Annotated in this window: 2 protein-coding genes; both read right to left on the reverse strand. The window is 41.5% G+C overall.

Translation table 11 applies throughout. The features are described from left to right. Nucleotides 1-1,532: tetratricopeptide repeat protein (locus BM253_RS17030; protein ID WP_091526687.1), on the reverse strand; the 1,532-nt coding region annotated here is incomplete at its 3' end. A gap of 327 nt (nt 1,533-1,859) precedes the next feature. Then, on the reverse strand, nt 1,860-2,009 hold a 150-nt coding region (locus BM253_RS17220), incomplete at its 5' end, for a type IX secretion system membrane protein PorP/SprF (RefSeq protein ID WP_143095710.1).

The following is a 2,009-nucleotide window of genomic DNA, read 5'->3' on the forward strand; positions in this document are numbered from 1 at the left end:
TCTTTGTTCATTTGCACAAAGTCTTCTTTGGTGGTGTACTCGTTCTTCTCGACTTTTAAACGGTAACCCTCACCACATTTGAATTCGTTGTTGAAGGTGTATGTGTTGTTTTCATAACGGTTGCTTGTTTCCAATTGGTTGTACAACTTGTCGTACAATGTTACATTTGCATCGGTGATGATGTTGCGTGTTTTAGAATCTACTACCGTTAACAATAATTTCTGGATACACTCCAATTGCAACGGTTTGGTTTCGTAAAAGCTGTAAATATCGTCGTTTCCTTTACCTCCGTCGCGGTTGCTTGAAAAGAATCCTTGTTTGGTGGCTGGATCGATATAATACGCAAAATCGTCTGCGTTGCTGTTGATTGGTGCGCCTACGTTGTGGATCTCGCCCGGGTTGCTGTTTCTGTCTAACTTGGTTGCATAAACATCTAATCCGCCTAAACCTACACGGCCGTCGCTTGAAAAATACAATTCACCTGTTTCGGTTACATACGGAAAGGTTTCACGCATTTCGGTGTTGATCCCCGATCCCATATTCACAGGTCCGCCAAAGGCGCCTGACGGGTGGATCGCCACCTGCCAAAGATCCGATCCTCCGAATCCGCCCGGACGGTCGCTTGAAAAATACATCGTGGCTTCGTCTTGGCTTAATGTTGGGTGTGCCGTGTTGTATCCGTCCATATTGAACGATAACTCGGTTACGTTTTCCCACTTTCCGTTGACGTTTTCTGCTCGGTAGATTTTAAGGTTGGTGTTTTTGTTGGAATCGTACTTTCTTTCGTTATTGATGTAATTGTTTCTTGTAAAGTACATCGTGTTACCGTCTTTGGTAATCACCGCTGTTGATTCGTTCAAAGGTGATTTTACTTTGCCCTTCAACCTTGTTACTTTGTCGTCTTTTGTTGCCGTGCTTGCTACGCTGTACAGGCTGGTAAAGGCATTGCCCGTCCAGGTGTGTTCGCGTTTGTGGAGGCTACCTGTATCGCGTGCGCTGGTAAAGTACAATTGGTTGTTGTGCACATAGCTGCCGTAATCTGCAAACTGCGTGTTGGTTGCCAGGTTGTTTACCTGATCGTATCTACCTGAATTTTCTTGGATTTGTGCTTTTAGCTGCGCTTCGTTCTTGCGGATCTGTGCAATCTGCGTGTTACTGCCTGCCTTGCTTACAAACTGGTTGTAATAGTTTTTGGCTTCGGCTTCTTTGCCGGTGTGCTGCAAGGTTTGTGCATAACGGTAGTAGTACTCGCTTGCAGGTGCTTCGCTTGCGTATTCGGTAAATAAGCGTTCGTAGTGTTTTTCGGCTTCGGCGTAGCGTGCGTTGAAGTAGTAGGCATCGCCTAATTTCTCTAACAGATCTTTGCTTACGTAACCGCGTTTGGCTACTTTTTCGTAGATGTTCATTGCATCTATATACGCCCACTGATCGTGTTCTTTATTTGCTTTCTTTAAGCCTGCCTGTGCCTGTACATCCGTGTTCCCCAGTAAAAAGGCGGTGAACAAGGCTAATGTGTATATCCCTTTTTTCATATTTCTTTCCTTTTTAATACCTCACAAAAAAATTCATAAAAATGTTTTTTAACCACATAGTTTTTTTTAACTTCTTTTGCTTTTATTTAAGGTTACATAGTTTGTTATCCTAACAAAATACATAGTACTTTTTTTTAATCTATGTTTCTATGTGGTAAATCATTTACTAAAAATCAATTGATATTTCTTTCTCTTTTCACCACATAGTTTTTAAATTTCTATTGCTTTTATTTAAGGTTACATAGTTTGTTTTGCTAACAAAACACATATTTCTATTTAAAACCTATGTGCCTATGTGGTAAATTATTTTGTGTGTATCTGTTATTGTTAGAAGAAACGCGGCGAGTTCACGCGGCGGTATTTGTTAAACAATTCAAAGCGTACAAAGATCTCGTGCGAGCCGTTGTTGTAGTTCCTAAGCGCTTTTATGTCGCTGTCGTAACTATAACCTATGAACATGCCGTCGGTTACCTGGAA

Source organism: Paenimyroides ummariense (genome assembly GCF_900115115.1).
Taxonomy (GTDB): domain Bacteria; phylum Bacteroidota; class Bacteroidia; order Flavobacteriales; family Flavobacteriaceae; genus Flavobacterium; species Flavobacterium ummariense.